Source organism: Azospirillum sp. A1-3 (assembly GCF_023806445.1).
Classification (GTDB): domain Bacteria; phylum Pseudomonadota; class Alphaproteobacteria; order Azospirillales; family Azospirillaceae; genus Azospirillum.
On sequence record NZ_JAMSLU010000006.1, the window covers coordinates 46,243 to 67,827 of the forward strand.

Consider the following 21,585-nt stretch of genomic DNA (forward strand, 5'->3'; position numbering starts at 1 on the left):
GACCGGCCGTTGTTGGCGGGTCGAACCTTGGGATAGGGTCAGGCACCATTTCCCCTCCCCCGGCAAGAGGTCCGTCGGTCGTGCAGAGTTGGCTGGTGCTGGCCGTTTCGGCGGCCTATCTGGGGGTGCTGTTCGCCATCGCCTGGTGGGGCGACCGCCGCACCGCCGGGGGTGGGCTGCTGTCGGCGTCGCCGCGGACGGCCGCCATCCTCTATGCGCTGACGCTGTGCATCTACAACACCAGCTGGAGCTTCTACGGCTCGGTCGGGCGGGCGTCGGCCAGCGGCTTCGATTTCCTGCCGATCTATCTGGCGCCGATGATCCTGCTGCTGGCGGCGCGGCCGGTGCTGACCAAGACCATCGCCATCACCAAGGCGCAGAACGTCACCTCCATCGCCGACTTCATCGGCGCCCGTTATGGCAAGAGCCAGGCGGTGGCGGCGCTGGTGACGCTGACCGCGCTGGTCGGCGTTCTGCCCTACATCGCGCTTCAGCTGAAGGCGGTGGCCGCCAGCTTCGACGTGCTGACCGCCCCCTCGCTGGCCGCCCCGGCCGCCCTGCCGCCGCCGATCTGGGGCGACACCGCCTTCGCGGTGGCGCTGTCGATGGCGGTCTTCACCATCCTGTTCGGCGTCCGCCACATCAACGCCAGCGAGCATCACCGCGGCCTGATGCTGGCCATCGCCTTCGAAAGTCTGGTGAAGCTGACCGTCTTCGTGGCGGTGGCGGCCTTCATCGTCTGGGGCATGTTCGACGGCTACACCGACCTGCTCGCCCGGCCGCAGGCCGACCCGCTGCTGTCGCCCGATTTCACCGACCCGACCTGGTGGTCGAACACGGCGATCTCGATCATCGCCTTTCTCTGCCTGCCGCAGATGTACCATGTGATGACGGTGGAGAATGACAGCCCCCGCCATCTGCGCGCCGCCGCCTGGATGTACCCGACCTACCTGCTGGCGCTCAGCGCCCTGATGATCCCTATCGCGGTGGCCGGTCTGATCACCTTCGGAGATGGCATCAACCCCGACACCTTCATGATCACCCTGCCCATCGCGGCGGGGGCCGGCGGCTTCAGCCTGCTGTCCTTCATCGGCGGCCTGTCGGCGGCGACCGGCATGGTCATCGTCGCGGCGGTGTCGCTCAGCACCATGCTGTGCAACGACGTGGTGATGCCGCTGCTGCTCAGCCGCCCCCGCTTCGCCGCCCGCGTCGGCCGGCGCGACATGGTCGGCACGCTGCTGCTGGTGCGGCGGCTGTCGGTGCTGGGGATCCTGCTGCTCGCCTATATCATGCACCGGCTGGTCGATCGCGATTACCCGCTGACCGTCATCGGCCTCTTGTCCTTCGTCGCGGTGGCGCAGTTCGGGCCGGCCTATTTCGGCGGGCTCTACTGGCCGCGCGCCAACCGGGTGGGGGCGCTGGCGGGGCTGGGCGCCGGCTTTCTGCTGTGGGTCTACACGCTGCTGGTGCCGTCGATGGGCGGCATCATCCCGGTGTCGGCCGATTTCCTGGATTTCGGCCCCTGGGGCATCGTCTGGCTGCGCCCGCAGGCCCTGTTCGGGATCGACGGGCTGGACCCCATCTCCCACGCCAGCCTGTGGAGCCTGCTGGCCAACCTGATCGCCTTCGTCGCCGGATCGCTGCTGGCCCGCCCCAGCTCGGTGGAGCGCACCCAGGCCGTCTTCTACACCACCGCCACCGCCGACCGGGACGAGGACGACACCCCCCAGGCCCTCGCCAAGCTGGCCGACCTGCGCGCGCTCGCCATCCGCTTCGTCGGGGCGGAGCGCGGCAACGCCGCCTTCGACGCCTACGCCGCCAGAGGCGGCCTGCTTCACCTGGTCGGCCGCAAGGGCGAGGGCGGTCCCGCCGACCTCGACGCCGTCCGCTTCACCGAGACGCTGATCGCCGGCGCCATCGGCGCGGCGTCGGCGCGGGTGGTGATGGCCGCCTCGCTGCAGGGCCGCTCGCTGTCGCGCGGCGACGCCATGGCGATGCTGGACGAGGCCTCGGAGGCCCTGCGCTTCAACCGGAAACTGCTCCAGGCGACGCTGGAGAACATCGGCCAGGGCATCTGCGTGATCGACGCCGATTACCGCATCGCCGCCTGGAACCAGCGCTATCTGCAACTGCTCGACCTGCCGGCCGACATGGTGCGGGTGGGCGTGCCCTTCGCCGACCTGATCCGCTTCAACGAGCGGCGCGGCGAGTACAGCGCCCACGACATGACGGCGCTGCTGACCAACCGCGACACCGCCAACCAGCAATGGCCCTACCGCTACGAGCGCCGCCGCCCCGACGGCACGGTTCTGGAGATCGTCGCCAACCCGCTGCCGGAAGGCGGCTACGTCTCCACCTACACCGACGTGACCGAGCGCTACCGCGCCGCCGAGGCCCTGCGCGAGGCCAACGAAAGCCTGGAGCAGCGCGTACAGGAGCGCACCGACGCTCTCCAGCAGGCGAAGGCGGAGGCCGAGACGGCCAACGCCAGCAAGACCCGTTTCCTCGCCGCCGCCAGCCACGACCTGCTGCAGCCGCTGAACGCCGCCCGCCTGTTCGTCTCAGCGCTGGAGGAGAGCATGCGAGGGGCCCTGCCGACGCCCGATCAGCGCGCTGCCGAATGCGGCATGATCGACAACGCCGCCGCTTCGCTGCGCTCGACCGAGATGCTGCTGGGCGGGCTGCTCGACATCTCTTCGCTGGACGCCGGCAATGTCCGGGTGCAGATGCGCAGCTTCGCCCTCGACGAGCTGCTGGGCGGGCTGGGGGTGGAGTTCTCCGCCCTGGCGCAGGAACGCGGCCTGACGCTGAAGGTGGTCGGCTGCGGCGCGGTGGTGCGGTCGGACCCGCAGCTTCTGCGCCGCATCCTGCAGAACTTCCTGTCCAACGCCATCCGCTACACGCCCAAGGGCCGGGTGCTGCTCGGCTGCCGGCGGCGCCGCGACCCCGTCCATGGTGACCGCCTGCGCATCGAGGTCTGGGACACCGGCCCCGGCATCCCGGAGGCCAAGCGCCGCGAGGTGTTCGAGGAGTTCCGCCGGCTGGGCGGCGAGAATGGCGGCGGCAACCCGGCCGACAAGGGTCTCGGCCTCGGCCTCGCCATCGTCGACCGCATCGCCCGGCTGCTCGGCCATCCCGTCACCCTGCGCTCCACCGTCGGGCGCGGCACCGGCTTTGCGGTCGAGGTGCCGTTGGAGCAGGCGCGCGCCACCCCGGTCGACCGCCCGGTCTCCACCCCCGCCGCCCTGTCCGCCGGGCTGCTGGTCCTGTGCATCGACAACGAGGAGCCGATCCTGGCCGGCCTGCGCGCCCTGCTCGGCCAATGGGGCTGCCGGGTGGCGACGGCGTCGGACGTCACCGGGGCGCTGGCGGCGCTCGTTCCCTTCGACGGGGCGCTTCCCGATGTGGTCTGTGTCGATTATCACGTCGGTGACGGCCAGACGGGGCTTGCGGTTCTGGAGCGGTTGCGGGAATTGTGGGACCGTCCGGTCAAGGGGCTGCTGCTGACCGCCGACCGTTCCGAAGCGGTGCGGGCCGAGGCGGAGCGTTGCGGCTGCGGCGTGCTCTACAAACCGGTGAAGCCGGCGTCGTTGCGCCGCTTCCTGAACGGGGCGGCGCTGCAGACGGCGGCCGTGGCCGAGCGATAAGGCCGGAACCGGACAAAAGCCGGGCGGCCGCAAATGGGGGGAGTGCGGAAACCATGGGCGAGGACAGCGCGGTAAGCGAACCAACGGCGTCCGGACAGGCGACGGCTACAGAAGCGGCCACTGAAACGACCGCTGAATCCACCACTGAAACGACGATCGTCATCGGCGACGACCATCCGCTGGTCCAGGCCGCCTTGCGCGACGCGCTGGGCAAGGCGATGCCGGAGGTGCGGGTGATCGAATGCCCGGACCTCGACTCGGTGATGACCGCGGTGGGGCGGCGGCCGGACGACATCGATCTCGTTCTTCTCGACCTCAACATGCCCGGCACCAACGGCTTCGCCGGCCTGTTCCTGATGCTGGCCCATCACCCGACCGTGCCGGTCGCCATCCTGTCGGCCCTGCAGGATTCCGACACCATCCGCCGGGCGCTCGCCTATGGCGCCTCTGGCTACATCCCGAAATCGCTGTCGATGCCGGCGATGGCCGACGCCATCCGCGCCATCCTGTCGGGCGAAACCTGGGCGCCGCCGCTGTCCGCCGCCTCGTCGGAAGCCGACGAGACCGATGCCGCCCGCCGCTTCGCCTCGCTGTCGCCGCAGCAACTGCGCATCCTGACGATGATCGTCGACGGCAAGCTGAACAAGCAGATCGCCGGCGAGCTGAACGTGTCGGAGCAGACGGTGAAGGTCCACGTCTCCAGCATCCTGCGCAAACTGAACGTGGTCAGCCGCACCCAGGCCGCCGTCGTCGCCGGCCGGCTGGCGGTGGGCGGGGATGTGCTGCGGTGATGCCCGTTTCTTTCCACTGACTGCAACCCGAGCGCCACCATGGTCATACTGCTCAGCCTGTCGCTGACCCTGTCGCTGGTCGTCCTGCTCGGTGCCGCGGCGATGGAGCGGGCGGCGATCCTCGGCCGGATCAACGGCGCCAACGGGCTGACGATCCTGGTGGCGTTGATCGTCTCCGCCGCCGCCTCCCTTGTCGTTTCCCTGCTCGCCGGCTGGATCGGCGGTTGGAGCGCGCTGTTGGCGGTCCTGGCAGGGTCGGCCCTCTACCACTGGGCAATGGCGAAGCTGCTGCTGGGCAGCTTGCAGGCCCTCGCCTCGCGCATCGCCGCCGGCGACCGGGCGAAGTCGCCGTCGCGCTGACAACCATCCCGTTCTTCCTTTGTACGCATAAGCTGGCGGTTCGCATGCCGCTTTGCTAAGCTGCCGCCACCATGACCGCCGCCCTGCACAGCGTCTGCCGCGACTGCGCCGCCGCCCTGCCGGGCGAAGTCACGCGCTGCCCGAAATGCGGCAGCCGGCGGCTGTTCCGCCATGCGGAGCTGCACAGCCTGTCCATCGGTCACATCGACTGCGACAGCTTCTATGCCACCGTGGAGAAGCGCGACCGGCCGGAGCTGGCCAGCCGACCGGTGATCGTCGGCGGCGACGACCACCGCGGGGTGGTCGCCGCCTGCTGCTATGTCGCGCGGATGTCGGGCGTCCGCTCCGCCATGACGATCCGCGAGGCGCTGGACCGCTGCCCCGACGCCACCATCATCCGCCCCAACATCGCCAAGTACAAAGAGGTCGGCCATCAGGCCCGCGCGATCATGGAGGCCTTCACCCCCCTGGTCGAGCCGATCAGCATCGACGAGGCCTATCTCGACCTCACCGGCGTGGAGGAGCGCCTCAGCATCAGCCCGGCCCAGGCGCTGGTGGAAATCGTCCGCCGTTTCGAGCGCGAACTGCGCATCACCGCCTCCATCGGCCTCAGCTACAACAAGCTGCTGGCGAAGATCGCGTCCGACCTCGACAAGCCGCGCGGCTTTTCCGCGCTGGGCCGGGCGGAGGCGGCGGCCTTCCTGGCGCCCAAGCGGGTCACCATCCTGTGGGGCGTCGGCCCGGCGCTGGAGCGCAAGCTGTTCGCCGACGGCATCACCCGCGTCGGCGACCTGCAGGACAAGGACGAGCATTGGCTGGTCAAGCGCTACGGCGCCATGGGCCGGGTGCTCTACAGCTACGCCCGCGGCGAGGATTCCCGCCGGGTCCATCCTGAGTCGCCGAGCAAGAGCATCTCGTCGGAGGAGACCTTCGACTGGGACGTCACCACCCTGCCCGCCCTGGCACAGGAATTGCGCCCGCTGGCCGACAAGGTCGCCCGCCGGCTGGAGCGCGAGGGGCTGCTCGGCCGCAGCGTGGTGCTGAAGCTGAAGACCAAGGATTTCCAGCAGCTGACCCGCTCCCGCCGGGTGGAGCCGACCCGGTCGGCCGAGGCGATCCTCGCCGCCGGCATCGCCCTCCTGGAGCGCGAGGTCGACGGCCGTGCCTTCCGCCTGATCGGCATCGGCTGCACCGACCTGACCCACCCGGAAACCGCCCCCGACCCGGAACTCGACCTGTTCGGGTGAGAGGGATCATGAAAGGTCAGCGCCCTTGGCACAGGGCTGTATTTCCCATCAGACGGCACGAACCGGAGCACCGTCGCAAGGCTGGAGGATGGGCGTGCACCGCGATGGAATCTTCCGACCACGGATCATGCGGCGACGGCGCGCCCGCCTGCAATGGGAGGCTCGACGGCCAAAACGGTAAGGGTCTTCGCCTCGCCCTCGCGCGTGTACCATGTGATCGACTGTCCTTCCGCGACGCCAATGAGGGCCGCGCCAATAGGGGTCAGCACCGACACCCGACCGGCCGCGAGGTCGGCATCACCCGGATAAACCAGGGTGACAGTCCGCTCCTGTCCGGTTACCTCATCCCGGAACGCCACGCGCGCGCCCATCGAGACCACCGTCGTCACGAGTTCGCCGGCATCGATCACCGCAGCGCGCTCCAGTTCGACCGTGAGGTACGCGTATACATCGGGCAACCTCTCGGAAACCGCCTCTACCAGAGCCGAGAGGCGGTCATGGTCGGTGGCGGTCAGCACGATGGGCGGAAACTGGTCTGCGGGACGCATCAAGGTCTTCCTTCGCTTTTCTCGGCATGCGCAACCGACTGCCAAGCGACGCCCCCCGGTGGGCGCCTCATCGGTCATGCAGCGGTTGCACGTGATAAACCCGCGACCGCATGGATGCGGTTCGAGCGGCTCTCTTGGATTCGGAGACGATGTTGGCCCCGGACGGTCCGGGAGCCTTGCCTCAGGCGACCAGATCCGGGGCGAGCGAGCCTGCGTGAACGCGGCCTGCACGTAGGAGGTTACGGATATGGCGGGGCGGCAGTGTCATGGTTCCCCGAACTTGGACAGGTTCGCTCCGGAATTCAAGGATTACACGATCACGACGGTGGCACGCGGCCCTTCCACTCCCTGAAGCAGGCCCGTCCTGAGCGAACGTGCCCTCTTGGGCAAGAGGAAGACGTTCCCTCAACGGTCAGTCGGCGGACTCCTCCAGCGCCGGCAGGCTGCCCGGCCGGACCACGCTGCGGATGGCGAAGCTCGACTGGATACGCACCACGCCCGGCAGGCGCGACAGCGAGTCCTTGTAGATGCGGTCGTAATCGGACGGGTCCTGCGCCACCACCCGCAGCAGATAATCGGAACTGCCCGACAGCAGAAAGCATTCCCGCACCTCCGGACAGCGGCGGACGGCGGCGTCGAAGCGGCGCAGGTAGTCGTCGGTCTGCCGTTCCAGCGTGATCTGGACGATGACCGTCACCGACCGCTCCTCGTCCGCCGTTTCGATGATGGCGGTATAGCCGCGGATCACGCCGGAATGTTCCAGCATGTGCAGGCGGCGCAGGCAGGCCGATGGCGACAGCCCGACCTCCGCCGCCAGCTTGGCGTTGCTCATCCGGCCGTCCTTGCGGAGAAGGCGCAGGATCTTGTGGTCCAGGGCGTCCAGGGCGTGCATGCAACTTTATTCGAAAACGTGGCGGATCGTGCGAAAGCTCCACCACACTATGGGGGATTCATGCAAGGCTTTGCAGAGATTCTCTCCGTCCGCCCGCCGTATAGTGACTTTACTGAGACAATCCGCCACACCGATGGTTTCCCCGGATACCAGATCGGGTCGGCCCAGATTGGCTGAGTCAGGCGCTTGGATCGGGGAGTTCTCGCATGGTCACGCGCATCGGCGTTCCCAAGGAAATCAAGAACCACGAGTACCGCGTCGGGCTGACGCCGGCCTCGGTCCGCGAACTGGCGGCGGACGGTCATGCCCTGCTGGTGCAGAGCGGCGCCGGTGCCGAGATCGGCTTTTCCGACGAAGCCTACCGCGCGGCGGGGGCCGAGATCGCCGCCTCCGCCGAGGAGGTCTTCGCGAAGGCCGACCTTATCGTGAAGGTCAAGGAACCGCAGCCGGCGGAATGTCGCAGGCTGCGCCCGGATCAGGTGCTGTTCACCTACCTGCACCTCGCCCCCGATCCCGAACAGGCCCGGCTGCTGATGGAAAGCGGCTGCACCGCCATCGCCTATGAAACCGTCACCGACCGTGCCGGCCGCCTGCCGCTGCTGGCGCCGATGTCGGAGATCGCCGGCCGCATGGCGATCCAGGTCGGCGCCGTCGCCTTGCAGAAGAGCAACGGCGGCTCCGGCATTCTGCTCGGCGGCGTGCCCGGCGTGCTGCCCGGCAAGGTGCTGGTCATCGGCGGCGGCGTGGTCGGCACCAACGCCGCCCGCATGGCGATGGGGCTGGGCGCCGACGTCACCATCGCCGACCGGTCGATGCCGCGGCTGGCCCAGCTCGACGATCTGTTCGGGCCGCGGCTGAAGACGGTCTACGCCTCCGCCGACACGCTCGACCGGCTGGTCGCCGACGCCGATCTGGTGGTCGGCGCCGTGCTGGTGCCGGGCGCCGCAGCACCGAAGCTGGTGCGCCGCGACCAGTTGGCCGGCATGCGCCGCGGGTCGGTGCTGGTGGACGTCGCCATCGACCAGGGCGGCTGTTTCGAGACCAGCCACGCCACCACCCATTCCGACCCGACCTATGTGGTCGACGGTGTCGTCCACTACTGCGTCGCCAACATGCCGGGCGCGGTCGCCCGCACCAGCACGGAGGCGCTGAACCACGCCACCCTGCCCTTCGTCCAGGCGCTGGCCGGCAAGGGCTGGAAACGGGCGCTGGCCGAGGATCCGCACCTGCTGGCCGGGCTGAACGTCCAGGCCGGCCGGCTGACCTATCGGGCGGTGGCCGAGGCCCTGGGACAGCCCTTCACCGACCCCCGAGATCTGGTCGGCGGATGATGTGAACAGCTGTTGACAAGGATCTGAACGATGTTTCCCGCACACACAAATCCGAGAAATTTTCATCGGAACAGCTCCATGGGTTCAGAATGATTGTTGTTTTTTTCAGCCCGCGGAAAGAGAGTGTTGCGCCTACTGATGAAGTTGCATTACCTGTCTGTGTCAAGAAAACTGACAGCATACGCAACCGGCACCTAAGTGCCGGGGCCGAAGACAAAGAACAGTTTTGAACAGGGTAAGGCGCGGCGCCTTTCGCCGACTGGTCCGGACCGGGCGGTCATTCCGTCCGATCTGAGCCGAGATTCACAAACAGGATGTCCGGCAGCGATGCCGGTGGGGACGCCACGGCCGCCGGCCGTGCCGCGCAAGTGGGAGCTGTTGGCTATGGTCGAACGACGGAACGCCGCTCGGGTGCGGAACAGCACCCCCGCGCTGTCGTCGCATATCCGGACGACGGAAGGCCCGACCTTGGGCCGCCGGACGATTCCGAGCCGACACATTCAGACTGGCCAGACGCAGACCCGCAGCGGTCCCCGATAACGAATTCGCCCGAAGCCCCGCCGGATCCCGCATCCGGCGGGGCTTCGGCAAGAACCGGGTGCGGCGGCGGGGTTCCAAGCGTCCCCTGCCTCGGTCCTGGATGTTCTCCCCCGTTCATCCGGATCGGAACTCCGCTGCCGCACACGGCTTAATTCAAGTCTTGAGCACCAAGTCTCGCGTGCCTGCCTAATCGGTGTCCTGGGAGAGTGGGAGAAGCCTGTCTGATGGATTATTTCATACAGCAATTGATCAACGGCTTGTCGCTTGGGGCGATCTACGGCCTGATCGCGATCGGCTACACGATGGTGTACGGCATCATCGGCATGATCAACTTCGCCCATGGCGAGATTTACATGATCGGCGCCTTCGTGGCGCTGATCACCTTCCTGGCCATCGGTGCGCTCGGCGTCACCTGGGTGCCGCTGGCGCTGCTGATCATGCTGGTCGCCTCCATGCTGTTCACCAGCGTCTATGGCTGGACGGTCGAGCGCATCGCCTACCGGCCCCTGCGCTCCTCGCCCCGGCTGGCGCCGCTGATCTCCGCCATCGGCATGTCGATCTTCCTGCAGAACTACATCCAGATCCTCCAGGGCGCCCGCTCCAAGCCGCTGCAGCCCATCCTGCCCGGCAACCTCACCCTGATGGACGGCGCCGTCTCCGTCAGCTACGTGCGGCTGGCCACCATCATCATCACCCTGGTCCTGATGGTCGGCTTCACCATCCTGATCAACCGCACCTCGCTGGGACGCGCCCAGCGCGCCTGCGAGCAGGACAAGAAGATGGCCGGCCTGCTCGGCGTCAACGTCGACCGCGTCATCTCGCTGACCTTCGTCATGGGCGCAGCTCTCGCCGCCGTCGCCGGCATGATGGTTCTGCTGATCTATGGCGTCATCGACTTCTACATCGGCTTCCTCGCCGGCGTGAAAAGCTTCACCGCCGCGGTGCTCGGCGGCGTCGGCTCGCTGCCCGGCGCCATGCTCGGCGGCGTGGTCATCGGCCTGATCGAGGCCTTCTGGTCCGGCTATGTCGGCTCCGAATGGAAGGACGTCGCCACCTTCTCCATCCTCGTCCTCGTCCTGATCTTCCGGCCCACCGGCCTGCTCGGCCGGCCCGAGATCGAGAAGGTGTAAGCGCCATGACCACCCCTTCCCACGCGCAATCGCACCCCCATTACCACATCAACGGCAAGCGCCCCGGCGTCGATTGGGCCGCCACCGTCAAGGACGCCGGCCTCGCCGCCTTCGTCGCCCTGCTGCTGACCGTGCCGCTGGTCGGCCTGCGCACCGTCGACCGCCCCACCGGCCTCGGCATCGAAGCCCGGCCGGAGGAGGTGATCGCCTCCCTCCTCCTGGTCTTCTTCGGCCGCCTCGGCCTCGGGCTGATCCGCCAGGGCATGGCGATGCCGGTGCTGATCCTGGCGCTGATCTGCGCCGGCGTCGGGCTGGTGCTGCCGATGCCGACCCAGGTGCTGCGGCTGGTCCTGGTGCTGGGCGGCGGCGTCATCGCTCTGCGCGCCGCCATGACGGTGGCCACCGGCCGCTCCAAGCTGAGCCAGGCCGACCGCGACAAGCGGATGGACCGCATCGCCGCCAAGGTGCAGCACGCCAGCCGCTACATCGGCCCGGTCGCCGTGGTCTTCGCCGCCATCCTGCCGATGACGCCGCTGGCCGACCGCATGCTGCTGGACATCGGCATCCTGCTGCTGACCTACATCATGCTGGGCTGGGGCCTGAACATCGTCGTCGGGCTGGCCGGCCTGCTCGACCTCGGCTATGTCGCCTTCTACGCCGTCGGCGCCTATTCCTACGCGCTGCTCGCCCATTACTTCGGCCTCAGCTTCTGGGTCTGCCTGCCGCTGGCAGGTCTGCTGGCCGCCTGTTCGGGCGTGCTGCTGGGCTTCCCGGTGCTGCGTCTGCGCGGCGACTATTTCGCCATCGTGACCTTGGGCTTCGGCGAGATCATCCGTATCATCCTGGTCAACTGGTACCAGTTCACCGGCGGCCCCAACGGCATCTCCGGCATTCCGCGGCCGAGCTTCTTCGGCATCGCCGACTTCAGCCGCAGCCCGGCCGAGGGCATGGCCGCCTTCCACGAGCTGTTCGGGCTGGAATACTCGCCGCTGCACCGCATCGTCTTCCTCTACTACCTCATCCTGGCCCTGGCGCTGGTGGTGAACCTGTTCACGCTGCGCGTGCGCAAGCTGCCGCTGGGCCGGGCCTGGGAGGCTCTGCGCGAGGACGACATCGCCTGCGCGTCCTTGGGCATCAACCGCACCAACATGAAGCTGGCGGCCTTTGCCATCGCCGCGATGTTCGGCGGCTTCGCCGGCTCCTTCTTCGCGACGCGCCAGGGCTTCATCAGCCCGGAGAGCTTCACCTTCATCGAGTCGGCGATCATCCTGGCCATCGTGGTGCTGGGCGGCATGGGCAGCCAGATCGGCGTGGTGGTGGCCACGCTGCTGGTGATCGGCCTGCCCGAGGCGTTCCGCGAACTGGCCGACTACCGCATGCTGGCGTTCGGCGCCGGCATGGTGGTGATCATGCTGTGGCGTCCGCGCGGCCTGCTGGCCCACCGCGACCCGACCATCCTCCTGCATGGCGGCAAGAACCCCGCCGCGGGAGCCGCGAAATGAGCGCCGTGATGCCCCACACCACGATGACCGACAAGCCGCTTCTCAGCGTCGAACACCTGACCATGCGTTTCGGCGGTCTGGTGGCGAACAACGACGTGTCCTTCGAGGCGCGGGCGGGCGAGATCACCGCGCTGATCGGCCCGAACGGCGCCGGCAAGACGACGCTGTTCAACTGCGTCACCGGCTTCTACACGCCCACCGTCGGCCGGCTGACGCTGCGCCACCCGCAGGGCAAGGAGTTCCTGCTGGAGCGGATGCCGGGCTACCGCATCGCCCAGCTGGCCGGGGTGGCGCGCACCTTCCAGAACATCCGGCTGTTCAGCGGCATGAGCGTTCTGGAGAACCTGATCGTCGCCCAGCACAACAAGCTGATGCGGGCGTCGGGCTTCGCCATCGGCGGCCTTCTCGGCCTGCCCGGCTTCCGCAAGGCCGAGCACGAGGCGGTGGAGCTGGCGAAATACTGGCTGGACCGGGTTCGCCTGACCGAGTTCGCCGACTGGGAGGCCGGCAACCTGCCCTATGGCGCCCAGCGCCGGCTGGAGATCGCGCGGGCCATGTGCACCGAGCCGGTGCTGCTGTGCCTGGACGAACCGGCGGCCGGCCTGAACCCGCGCGAGTCGGGCGAGCTGGCCGAGATCCTGACCTTCATCCGTGATGTGCAGACCCCGCAGGGCCACCGGACCGGCGTTCTGCTGATCGAGCATGACATGAGCGTGGTGATGCGCATTTCCGACCATGTGGTGGTGCTGGACTATGGCCGGAAGATTTCCGACGGCGATCCGGAGCATGTGAAGAACGACCCGGCGGTGATCCGCGCCTATCTGGGCGAGGACGAGGACGAAGCCCTGCCGCCGGAGGTCGCCTCGGACCTCAATCTTGCCCCCACCACCAACCAGAAGGGGGCCTGAGCCATGTTGAAGGTATCGGGCGTCCACACCTTCTACGGCGCCATCGAGGCGCTGAAGGGCATCGACATCGAGATCGGCGCCGGCGAGATCGTCTCGCTGATCGGCGCGAATGGTGCGGGCAAGTCGACGCTGCTGATGACGATCTGCGGCAGCCCGCGCGCCCGCCAGGGCCGGGTGTTCTTCGAGGGCGAGGACATCACTGACCTCCCCACCCACGAGATCGTGCGGCGCGGCATCGCGCAGTCTCCGGAAGGCCGGCGCATCTTCCCGCGGATGACGGTGCTGGAGAACCTGCAGATGGGCTCGATCGTCGCCCAGCCCGGCAGCTTCGACCGCGAGCTGGAGCGGGTGCTGACCCTGTTCCCGCGTTTGAAGGAGCGCATCAACCAGCGCGCCGGCACAATGTCGGGCGGCGAGCAGCAGATGCTGGCGATCGGGCGGGCGCTGATGAGCCAGCCGCGTCTGCTGCTGCTGGACGAGCCGAGCCTTGGTCTGGCGCCGCTGATCGTGAAGCAGATCTTCCAGGTGATCCAGGAGATCAACCGGGAACAGAAGATGACGGTGTTCATGGTCGAGCAGAACGCCTTCCACGCGCTGAAGCTGGCGCACCGGGCCTATGTGATGGTGACGGGGAAGATCACGATGACGGGGACGGGGGCGCAGCTCCTGGCCGACCCGGAGGTTCGCTCGGCTTATCTGGAAGGGGGTCACTGAGATGGAAACGATCCTTGGCTCTTCCGTTCCGGTGTTCGTGTTCCTGACGCTTCTGGTGTTCGGCGGCTGCGGCGTGCTGACCGGCCAGACGCTGGCGGAGGGGTGGAAGCCGGTGTCGAGCGTGCTGGCCTATTCGCTGCTGCTGGGGGTGGGCGACCGCTTCCTGGCCTGGGGCCTGTTCGGCGAGGAGCTGCTGGCGCCGTGGGGCTTCATCGTCCACACGGTCGTGCTCGGCCTCATCACGCTGACAGCGCATCGCATCGCCATCGCAAGGCGCATGGTCAACCAGTACCCGTGGCTCTATGAGACTGCCGGCCCGTTCGGCTGGCGGGAGCGCAAGCCGGCCCGCGGTTGAGATGCCGCAACCTGGGGTGTTCCGGTTCCCATGGAGGACCCGGACACCCCAGCATAACGCACAACCAAAAGAACAGAAGCCGGATTAGCGATATATCCGACATAGAAAGGCGCCGTTTCGTCCAGGCAACGGCGCCGCCTTCACTTTGGCCGCGTCGGCCGAGACTTCAGTATTGCTGTGACAATCGGCAACCATCCGAAAGTCAGAGAAGAAGATCATGGCGCAGACCATGACGTTCCGTTACAATACCATTTAAATTTTGCAATTCGTTGACGCTTCGACAGCGAACGCCGGTCATTCCGGCGGCTGATCCGTCATGCCTTGACGGTCGATGCGACGCGAAGGCGGCATGGGAAGGGCAAGAGCATGGCAGTGGACAAGGCGGCCGCATCCCGGCCGCGACGGTTCTGGAGCGTCGGGCGGAAGGTGACGGCGGCCTTCGTGGCGGCCATCGTCGGCGGCTTCATCGTCATCATGGGGCTGCAGGCCAAGATGCAGTATGACGACGCGGTGCGGCTGGCCACGCACGACGCCCGCGTCAAGACGGACATGCTGGCGAACGCCACCAAGACCAGCTTCATCGCCAGCGACGGCGCCTCCATCGAGACGGAGTTCATGCCGCTGGCCGACAGCCACGAGGTGCAACTCGCCTCGCTGCGCGCCGCGACGGCGTCGGACACGCTGGCCGATTTCTCCAACCCGCGCTTCGCCAAGTACGACCTGAAGGCCGACAAGGACCTGATCGAGGCGGTTCTGGCCGGCAAGGGGGCGCAGACCCGCTCGGCCAACGGCCACATCGTCGTGACCGTGCCGGTGGTGACCGGCAAGAGCAACCGGCTGGTCGGCGCCCTGCAGATCGCCTGGAGCCTGGACCAGCAGATCGACGCCATCGCCACCCAGATGCGCAACCAGATCGCCATCTGCCTGATCGCGCTGGTGGTGCAGATCGCCCTGCTGAACGTCCTGCTCGGCCGCATCGTCATCCGCCCGCTGCGCGCCATGTCGGCGGCGATGGCGAAGCTGGCCGACGGCGACACCGCCGTCGAGGTGCCCGGCGACGGCCGCTCCGACGAGATCGGCGCCATGGCCGGCTCGGTCACCGTCTTCCGCGACAACGCCCGCGCCATCGCCCGCATGCACGCCGCCCAGGCCGAAGCCGACGCCAGGGCGGAGGAGGCCAAGCGCGCCGCCCTGCTCGACCTCGCCGACCGCTTCCAGGGCACGGTGAAGCGTCTGGTGGAGGGCATCGCCGAGTCGGCGTCCGGCATGGCTGACAGCGCCGACCGCATGGCGATGGTGGTGGGCGAGGCGTCCAGCCAGACCCGCAACGTCGCCCGCGAATCCGACGACATCCAGTCCAACGTCCGCTCCGCCGCGGCCGCCGCGACCGAACTCGCCAGCTCCATCGGCGGCATCACCGAACAGGTCGGCCATTCCGCCCGCATCGCCGGCGAGGCGGTGTCCCATGCCGACCGCACCAACGCCACCGTCCAGGGCCTGATCGCCAACGCCGAGCGCATCGGCCAGGTGGTCGGGCTGATCCATGCCATCGCCAAGCAGACCAACCTCCTGGCGCTGAACGCCACCATCGAGGCCGCCCGCGCCGGGGAGGCCGGAAAAGGCTTTGCAGTCGTGGCGACGGAGGTGAAGGGGCTGGCCGACCAGACCGCCAAGGCCACCGACGAGATCGCCGCCCAGGTCAACGCCATGCAGTCGGTGACCCGCGAGGCCGCCGACGCCATCGGCGCCATCGGCAGCACCATCACCGAGATCGACGGCATTTCCGGCACCATCACCCAGTCGGTGCAGGAACAGAACTCCGCCACCCAGGAGATCGCGAGGGCGGTGGAGATGGCGGCGCTCGGCACCCAGGACGTATCGGCGACCATCGCCGCGCTGGCCCACACGGCGGAGAGCGCCGGCAGCACGGCGCTGGGCGTGCAGGACGCCGCCCGCGGCCTGTCCGGCCAGACCCGCGCGCTGGCCGCCGAGGTCGAGCGCTTCCTGACGGAGGTGCGCCAGCAGGCGACCGGAACCTGAAAACGCCCTCTCCCGCCCCGGGAGAGGGAGGGGACCCACGGAGTGGGGAGGGTGAGGGGTAGTCCGAGAATCCGCAACCACACCGATTCTCGGTTCACCCCTCACCCTCCCACCGCTTCACGGTGGGCCCCTCCCTCTCCCGGGACGGGAGAGGGAAATCGCTACCTTACCAAAGTGACCTTACGAGAACGCCTGCAGGCCCGTCTGCGCCCGGCCCAGGATCAGGGCGTGGACGTCGTGGGTGCCTTCGTAGGTGTTCACCGTCTCCAGGTTCACCATGTGGCGGATGACCTGGAACTCCTCGGAGATGCCGTTGCCGCCATGCATGTCGCGGGCGACGCGGGCGATGTCCAGGGCCTTGCCGCAGTTGTTGCGCTTGATCAGCGAGATCGCCTCCGGCGACCAGCTGCCGTCGTCCATCATGCGGCCGACGCGCAGGCAGGCCTGCAGGCCCAGCGTGATCTCCGTCATCATGTCAGCCAGCTTCTTCTGCACCAGCTGGGTCTGGGCCAGCGGGCGGCCGAACTGCTTGCGGTCCAGCGTGTACTGGCGGGCGGCGTGCCAGCAGAACTCCGCCGCACCCATCACGCCCCAGGCGATGCCGTAGCGCGCCTTGTTCAGGCAGCCGAACGGACCGCCCAGGCCCGACACGTTGGGCAGCAGGTTCTCGTCGGGCACGAACGCCTCGTCCAGAACGATCTCGCCGGTGACCGAGGCGCGCAGCGACAGCTTGCCCTCGATCTTCGGGGTCGAGAAGCCCTTGGTCCCGCGCTCCACCACGAAGCCCTTGATCTTGTTGTCATGGGCGTCCGACTTCGCCCAGACGACGGCGAGGTCGGCGATGGGGGAGTTGGTGATCCACATCTTGGAGCCCGACAGCAGATAGCCGCCGTCGACCTTGGTGGCGCGGGTCTTCATGCCGTTGGGGTCGGAGCCGTGGTCCGGCTCGGTCAGGCCGAAGCAGCCGACCAGCTCGCCGGTGGCCAGACGCGGCAGCCACTTCTTCTTCTGCTCCTCGCTGCCATAGGCGTAGATCGGGTGCATGACCAGCGAGGACTGCACCGACATCGCCGAGCGATAACCGCTGTCCACCCGCTCCACCTCGCGGGCGACCAGCCCGTAGGCGACATGGCTGACGCCCGGCCCGCCGTACTCCTCCGGGATGGTCGGGCCCAGCAGGCCCAGTTCGCCCATCTCGGTCATGATCTCGCGGTCGAACCGCTCCTCGCGGAAGGCGGAGATGACGCGCGGCTGCAGCCGGTCCTGGCAGTAGGCGCGGGCGCTGTCGCGCACCAGCTTCTCATCCTCGGTCAGCTGGGCTTCAAGGAGAAAGGCGTCGTCCCACTGGATGCTCTGCACGGTGCGTCTCCTGGTCGTATCGTCTGGGTCGTGTCGTCTGGCGCTTCGCCCGCCGGTCACCGATTGGCCGGTCTTCATTGGGACGCACTGTGCCGCGCCAGCGCCATAGCTGCAAACACATATTTTCTATCATGGTCATACCGTTTCGATATGGCCTAAAGGAAACAGTCTCTATGTCGCACGGTTCTACAAAAGTTTTAACGTGAAGCTTACCTTTTCCTATGCAATTTTGCCGGTGGCATCCTTGCCGCCCCGATTCCAACGGACAGCCCGCCCGTGTTTGCTGCATTGCAACCAATAACCGCCCTCGCTGGTTTTCCCCTCTTGCTGGGCCTTGCTTTGCTGACACTTTTGCACGAAGACGTTGCGATTGCAGCGGGTGCGAGCCTTGTCAGCGTCGGCACCGTCAGCATTGGCGTGACCGCCTTCACGCTACTGTGTGGGATCGTTGCCGGCGACCTGTTCATTTATATCCTCGGACTATTGTCGCTGCGGGTCACCTGGATCCGGCGGCGGACCGAAGGGCCGATGCTTGAGCGCTGCCGCAACGCATTGCAGAAGAACCTGCTGCCGACGCTGGTGACTTGCCGGCTGGTGCCCGGCGTCTTGTTCCCCACCTATTTCGCCTGCGGCGTGATGCGGGTGCCGTTCCTGCGCTTCGTCGCCATCACCCTGGCGACCGCCGGCGTCCATGTCGGGCTGCTGCTGACGCTGATGACCTCCTCGCTGGAGTCGGCGGCGGTGCAGGTGCAGGTGATCGGCATCGGCTGCGCGGCGGCGCTGATGCTCCTGCGCACGCGGCGCGCCCAGACCATCGCCCGCAGCCTGTTCGCCCGCGTCCGGGCGAAGGTGGAGCCGCATCTGCCCGCCGCCCTGCGCGATGCGCTGCACGGCAGCCCGACCCCGCGCGCCATCGCCCTGCCCGGCCTGCCGGTAGTGCCGGCCGGTGCCCCCACCATCGGCTGGGCGGAGCGCATTCCGCCGCTGCTGTTCTACATCCCGCTGGTGGCGCAGTGGTTCGCTCTCGGCGTCCGCCACCGCAGCCTGACCCTGCCGACCGCCGCCAACCCGTCGATCGAGGCCGGCGGCCTGCTGGGCGAATCGAAGATCGCCTGCATGGACCTGATCGGGCCGGCGGCGCGCCGCTGGGCCGCGCAATCCGTCGCCCTGGTCAACCGCCCGTCGCTGACCCCGGCCCAGTTGGATTCGCTGGCCTCGGGCGCCGGCCTGTCCTTCCCGCTGGTCGCCAAGCCCGACATCGGCTGGCGCGGCATCGGCGTGCGTCTGGTGCGCGACAGCGCCGATCTCCACGCCTATCTCCGCGGCTTCCCGGCCGACGTCCGGCTGATCCTGCAGGAGCATGTGCCTTACGCCGGCGAGGCCGGCATCTTCTACGTCCGCAAACCGGGGGAGCGGCACGGGCGCATCTTCTCCATGACCTTCCGCTATTACCCGCATGTGGTCGGCGATGGCCGCTCCACCCTGCGCCAGCTGATCGCCGCCGATCCGCGCGCCTCCTGGAAGGCCGAGCTGCATCACGAGGCGCTGGCCGACCGGCTGGACGAGGTGCCGGAGGCGGGCCGCACGGTTCGGCTGTCGCTGGTCGGCAGCAGCCGGGTCGGCGGCCTCTACAAGGACGCCTGCGGCCATGTCACGGCGACGCTGACCGCCCGCTTCGACGAGATCGCCGACGAGATGCCGGGCTTCCATTTCGGCCGTTTCGACGTGCGCTTCGCCTCGGTGGAGCGGCTGGCGGTGGGCGAGGATTTCCGCATCATCGAGGTCAACGGCGCCGGGGCGGAGGCCATCCACATGTGGGATCCGGAATTCCGGCTGGGCGACGCCTACGCCACCCTGTTCCACCAGCAGGCGCTGATGTTCGAGGTCGCCGCCGCCTGCCGGGCGCAGGGTGCCCGACCGCTGAGCGCGCTGGAACTGGTCCGCTACCAGCGCCGCCAGCAGAATTTGCTGCCGCTCTATCCCGCCTCCAACTGACGACCACAGCCGCTCAGCGTGCCCGCGCCGACAGGACGATGCCGCCGGCGATCATCGCCACGCTGGCCAGCACGCCCGCGCTCAGCGGCTCGTGGTAGAAGATCGCGCTCAACAGCAGCGCCGTGATCGGCACCAGACAGACGATCTGCCCGGCCTGGCTGGCCGGCATCACCGACAGCGCCTTGCCCCACCACCAATAGCAAAGCCCGGTGGCGATCAGGCAGTTGTAGGCGACGACCGCCAGCAGGGAGCCCGACCAGTGGATCGGGTGCCCGTATTCGGTGGACAGCGCCAGCGGCACCATCACCAGCGCGCTGGCGGCGATCTGCCAGAAGGTCTGGGTCCAGAAGGGCGTGCGCCAGACCCGCCGGCGGTACAGCGTCGCCCCCAGCGCCCAGCTGAGCGCGCAGCCGATGAGCAGGCCGTTGCCAATCAGCGCGTTGGCGTCGTTCCAATCCACCAGCACCGGGTTGAAGAAGACGACCACCCCGGCGAAGGTCAGCCCCGCCGACGCGGCGCGGCGCCCGGTGATCCGCTCGCCCAGCAGCAGCAGGCCGAGCGGCAAGGCCCACATCTGCATGGTGTAGGCGAGCACCGACGCCCGCCCCGGCGAGACGAACTGCAGCCCGATGTTGCTCAGCCCCATCATGCCGGCGACCTGCAGCAGGCCGACGACCGCGAGCATCAGCCGCTCGCCGCGTTGGGGCAGCAGGGGAAAGCGCAGGATCGGCGCCAGCACCGCGACGCTGAGCGCGGTTCCGAACAGCCGCACGGCACAGAAGGCGAGCGGCCCGATGTCGACCAGCGCCAGCTTCATCAGCGGCCAGTTGGCGCCCCAGAACAGGACGATCCCGGCAAGCTGCGCATAGACCGTCAGGCCCGGCCCGGTTCCAGTTCCGGTTCCGGTTCCGGAGGCCGTTGGAAAGACCTTCCCGGTATGATGCGAATGCCACCGGCTCCGTGTCACACGACACCTTCCTCGTTTGATTCGACCATGACTCCACCGAACGTCACCGGCGGATAAATGCCACCATGACAGGCGGCCTGCCGAATCACTGAGCCGGTTCAGCCGACCGTCACGTCATATCGGCTATGCGTCCCCCCAAGCCGATTGCGCGCCGGGGGCGAAAGAGGCGGGATCGGCCGCGGATCGGCGACCGTCCGGCGGCCGGCCCTGCGACGGCACGGACTCTCGACCTGCGGTGGCGCACCCGCCTATAGTCGGCGCGTGTTTGACGTGGCAGGGCCGTCCTGCCCCCGGGGCGAGAGGTCATGAGCCGTTTGTTCGATGCAGTGCGTGCCCGTCCGGCGGCAGCGGCGAAAGCCGCCCGGACGCAGACCTCCGCCCGTCGTTTCGTCGTCGTCGACTGCGAGACCACCGGACTGTCGCCGGCCGGCGGCGACCGCATGGTCAGCTTCGCCGCCATCGAACTGGCGGAGGCGACGCCGACCGGCCGCTGTCTCAGCCTCATCTTCAATCCCGGCCGCAAGTCGAACCCGCATGCGCTGAGGGTGCACGGGCTGCCGGATCACCTGCTGCGCCACCAGGATCCCTTCCACAGCGTCGCCCAGGACGTTCGCGACTTCCTCGACGGCGCGGTGCTGGTCGGCCACAATGTCGGCTTCGACATCGACTTCCTGCGCCATGAATTCCGGCTCTGCGGCCTTCCCTGGACGCCGGGCCAGTCGGTCTGCACGATGCAATATGCAAGGGGGCAACATGCCAGGGCGCAGGTGGCCGGGCGCGCGTCGCTCGATGCGGTGGCGACCCTGTTCGGCATCGATGTCGGCATCCGGGCCCGCTTCCACGGCGCCTTCGTCGATGCCGAGATCACCAGCCGTCTGTTCCAGAAGATGATCCTCGGCAGCGCCGAGATGCTGGCGGTTCCCCATCTGGCACCGACCAACCAGATCGACCCGCCGCCGGTGGTCCGGCCATCGGCCGCTCCCATCACGCACGGCATCGGCGGTCATGCCTTCGCCGTCACCGGCGAACTGACCGGCCTGTCGCGGGACGCGGTGATGGCCCGCATCCTGGCGCTGGGCGGAAGCTGGCATCCCAGCGTCCGCAAGGACACCGACTATCTCGTCGTCGGCCACGCCCCCGGCGCCACCAAGCTGGACACCGCCGCCGCCCGGCGGGCCAAGTACGGCAAACCCGACATCATCGACGAGGCGCAGTTCTTCGCCATGGTGACGGCGTCCCGCGCCGGAAAGCGCGGCTGA

General features: G+C 68.1%; 17 protein-coding genes. 13 read left to right on the forward strand and 4 right to left on the reverse strand.

The window, feature by feature from the left end:
- Positions 1 to 80 precede the first annotated feature (80 nt).
- The 4 genes from M5E06_RS28050 (at position 81) to M5E06_RS28065 (ending at position 6,045) form a co-directional block, all read left to right on the forward strand.
- Positions 81 to 3,647, forward strand: a complete 3,567-nt coding sequence (locus M5E06_RS28050; RefSeq protein ID WP_252141069.1) for a hybrid sensor histidine kinase/response regulator — start codon at positions 81 to 83, stop codon at positions 3,645 to 3,647.
- Between the two features lie 53 nt (positions 3,648 to 3,700).
- Positions 3,701 to 4,438, forward strand: coding sequence for a response regulator transcription factor (locus tag M5E06_RS28055; RefSeq protein ID WP_252141070.1), 738 nt, complete (start codon positions 3,701 to 3,703; stop codon positions 4,436 to 4,438).
- A gap of 39 nt (positions 4,439 to 4,477) precedes the next feature.
- Positions 4,478 to 4,798, forward strand: a complete 321-nt coding sequence (locus M5E06_RS28060) for a hypothetical protein (protein WP_252141071.1) — start codon at positions 4,478 to 4,480, stop codon at positions 4,796 to 4,798.
- A 71-nt stretch (positions 4,799 to 4,869) separates the two neighbouring features.
- Complete coding sequence (locus M5E06_RS28065) at positions 4,870 to 6,045, forward strand: DNA polymerase IV (protein WP_252141072.1); 1,176 nt, start codon at positions 4,870 to 4,872, stop codon at positions 6,043 to 6,045.
- A 125-nt stretch (positions 6,046 to 6,170) separates the two neighbouring features.
- Here the strand turns inward: M5E06_RS28065 and rnk are convergent, their stop codons facing one another.
- Positions 6,171 to 6,593, reverse strand: coding sequence for a nucleoside diphosphate kinase regulator (rnk, locus tag M5E06_RS28070; protein ID WP_252141073.1), 423 nt, complete (start codon positions 6,591 to 6,593; stop codon positions 6,171 to 6,173).
- 412 nt (positions 6,594 to 7,005) lie between these two features.
- Positions 7,006 to 7,485, reverse strand: coding sequence for an Lrp/AsnC family transcriptional regulator (locus tag M5E06_RS28075; RefSeq protein ID WP_252141074.1), 480 nt, complete (start codon positions 7,483 to 7,485; stop codon positions 7,006 to 7,008).
- Between the two features lie 206 nt (positions 7,486 to 7,691).
- Between M5E06_RS28075 and ald the strand changes: the two genes are divergently transcribed.
- The 7 genes from ald to M5E06_RS28110 all read left to right on the forward strand — a co-directional run bounded on the left by ald (position 7,692) and on the right by M5E06_RS28110 (position 16,005).
- Positions 7,692 to 8,816 (forward strand): alanine dehydrogenase, encoded by a 1,125-nt coding sequence (gene ald, locus M5E06_RS28080; protein ID WP_252141075.1) that lies wholly within the window; start codon positions 7,692 to 7,694, stop codon positions 8,814 to 8,816.
- 764 nt (positions 8,817 to 9,580) lie between these two features.
- Positions 9,581 to 10,486 (forward strand): branched-chain amino acid ABC transporter permease, encoded by a 906-nt coding sequence (locus M5E06_RS28085; RefSeq protein WP_085092041.1) that lies wholly within the window; start codon positions 9,581 to 9,583, stop codon positions 10,484 to 10,486.
- Between the two features lie 5 nt (positions 10,487 to 10,491).
- Complete coding sequence (gene livM, locus M5E06_RS28090; RefSeq protein ID WP_252141076.1) at positions 10,492 to 11,988, forward strand: high-affinity branched-chain amino acid ABC transporter permease LivM; 1,497 nt, start codon at positions 10,492 to 10,494, stop codon at positions 11,986 to 11,988.
- Positions 11,985 to 12,896, forward strand: coding sequence for an ABC transporter ATP-binding protein (locus M5E06_RS28095; RefSeq protein WP_252141077.1), 912 nt, complete (start codon positions 11,985 to 11,987; stop codon positions 12,894 to 12,896). Before livM ends, M5E06_RS28095 begins: the two co-directional genes overlap by 4 nt.
- 3 nt (positions 12,897 to 12,899) lie before the next feature.
- Positions 12,900 to 13,610 (forward strand): ABC transporter ATP-binding protein, encoded by a 711-nt coding sequence (locus tag M5E06_RS28100; protein WP_042696422.1) that lies wholly within the window; start codon positions 12,900 to 12,902, stop codon positions 13,608 to 13,610.
- A gap of 1 nt (position 13,611) precedes the next feature.
- Positions 13,612 to 13,965, forward strand: coding sequence for a DUF6867 family protein (locus M5E06_RS28105; protein WP_252141078.1), 354 nt, complete (start codon positions 13,612 to 13,614; stop codon positions 13,963 to 13,965).
- A 366-nt stretch (positions 13,966 to 14,331) separates the two neighbouring features.
- Positions 14,332 to 16,005 carry a methyl-accepting chemotaxis protein gene (locus M5E06_RS28110; RefSeq protein WP_252141079.1) on the forward strand — a complete coding sequence of 558 codons (1,674 nt, stop codon included), beginning with the start codon at positions 14,332 to 14,334 and terminating at the stop codon, positions 16,003 to 16,005.
- A 180-nt stretch (positions 16,006 to 16,185) separates the two neighbouring features.
- Here the strand turns inward: M5E06_RS28110 and M5E06_RS28115 are convergent, their stop codons facing one another.
- Positions 16,186 to 17,364 (reverse strand): acyl-CoA dehydrogenase, encoded by a 1,179-nt coding sequence (locus M5E06_RS28115; protein ID WP_109155213.1) that lies wholly within the window; start codon positions 17,362 to 17,364, stop codon positions 16,186 to 16,188.
- 276 nt (positions 17,365 to 17,640) lie between these two features.
- Here M5E06_RS28115 and M5E06_RS28120 point away from each other — a divergent pair, with 276 nt between their 5' ends.
- Entirely contained in the window at positions 17,641 to 19,359 is a 1,719-nt protein-coding gene (locus M5E06_RS28120; RefSeq protein WP_353654373.1) for a VTT domain-containing protein, read from the forward strand.
- A gap of 13 nt (positions 19,360 to 19,372) precedes the next feature.
- Here the strand turns inward: M5E06_RS28120 and M5E06_RS28125 are convergent, their stop codons facing one another.
- Positions 19,373 to 20,326 (reverse strand): DMT family transporter, encoded by a 954-nt coding sequence (locus M5E06_RS28125; RefSeq protein ID WP_252141080.1) that lies wholly within the window; start codon positions 20,324 to 20,326, stop codon positions 19,373 to 19,375.
- 305 nt (positions 20,327 to 20,631) lie between these two features.
- Here M5E06_RS28125 and M5E06_RS28130 point away from each other — a divergent pair, with 305 nt between their 5' ends.
- Positions 20,632 to 21,585 carry an exonuclease domain-containing protein gene (locus M5E06_RS28130; RefSeq protein ID WP_252141081.1) on the forward strand — a complete coding sequence of 318 codons (954 nt, stop codon included), beginning with the start codon at positions 20,632 to 20,634 and terminating at the stop codon, positions 21,583 to 21,585.